The organism is Pseudoduganella violaceinigra DSM 15887 (assembly GCF_000425385.1).
Taxonomy (GTDB): Bacteria; Pseudomonadota; Gammaproteobacteria; order Burkholderiales; family Burkholderiaceae_D; genus Rugamonas; species Rugamonas violaceinigra.
Genome location: NZ_AUDI01000043.1, coordinates 1 through 1,437, shown reverse-complemented (window position 1 = coordinate 1,437; position 1,437 = coordinate 1). Strand labels below are relative to the sequence as shown.

General features: G+C 63.4%; 1 protein-coding gene. It reads left to right on the top strand.

Going from position 1 to position 1,437, the window contains the following annotated elements:
• Positions 1-1,437 (top strand): RHS repeat domain-containing protein (locus H597_RS31270; RefSeq protein ID WP_035374519.1); only part of this gene is annotated, 1,437 nt, incomplete at both ends.

Below are 1,437 nucleotides of genomic sequence, written 5' to 3'. Positions count from 1 at the left end.
AGACCAAGTCCATCACGCGCAGCGGCAACGGCAAGAGCGCCACGCGCAGCTATGCCTACGACTGGTACGAACGCCTGTGCAAGACCGTCGAGCCGGAGACCGGGGCCACCCTCCAGACCTACGACAACGCCAACAACGTGCTGACCCGCACGCCGGGCATGCCTGCGGACGCCGACTGCAGCGCCATCCCGCCAGCAGCGAGCACGATCAGCTTCACCTACGATCGCTTGAACCGCCTGAAGACCACGACCTTTGGCGACGGCAGCCCTGGCATCAGTCGCACCTATACCAAGGACAGCCTGCTGGAGACCATCTCCTCCAACGGCGCAGACTGGAGCTACGGCTACAACAAGCGCCGCCTGCCGACCACGGAAAAGCTGGCCTACGGCGGGGCGACCTACCTCCTGACACGCGGCTACAACAGCGACACCACGGTAGCCTCGCTCACGTACCCGGACAATACCATCATCCAGTACGCGCCCAACGCGTTGAACGAACCAAGACAGGTAGGCAGCTACGCCAGCAATATCAGCACCCACCCCAATGGCGCGGTCGCCGCCTTCACCTATGGTAACGGCATCGTGCACAGCCTGAAGCAGAACGCCCGCGGCCTGCCGGAACAGGCGCGTGACAACGGCGTGTTGAGCGACGGGTACAGCTACGACGCCAACGGCAACGTGGACGGCATCACCGACCAGCAGGACGGCATCGCCACACGCGGCATGACGTACGAAGAAGTGGATCGCCTGGCCACCGTCACCGCGCCGAACCTGTGGGGTGTGGCAAGCTACGGTTATGACGCGCTGGACAATCTGACCAGCAGCACGTTGGGCGGCGCCACGGCGCGCAGCACGACGCACAGTTTCGAAAGCACCACCAACCGCCTGATCGGCATCAGCAGCACGGTCGGCGCCTATAACCTGAGCTACGGCTACGACGCGCGCGGCAACGTCACCCAGCGCGGCGCGCAGGCCTATGTGTTCGACCTGGGTAACCGCATGAGCAGCGCCACAGGTAAGGCGACTTATAGTTACGATGGCCATGGCCGCCGCGTGAAGGTGGTGGAAGCCAATGGCGCCAACCGTATCCAGGTCTACGACCAAGCGGGCCAGTTGCTTTATGCGGTGCAGACTGGCGGGCCGAATCCGGCGGTGACAACCAAGTACATCTACCTGAACCGGCACGTGTTGGCGGAAGTGGCTAACGGCACGGTGCAATACGACCACACCGATGCGCTGGGCAGCCCGGTGGCGCGCACCAACACGGCTGGCACCATTGTCAATCGGACGCGTTATGAGCCCTATGGCATGACGGCAGCGGGCGCGAACCCTGATGGCATTGGGTTCACCGGCCACGTGAATGACACCAACACAGGGCTGGTGCAGATGCAGCAGCGCTACTATGATCCTGTGGCGGGGCGGTTCTTGAGCATTGATC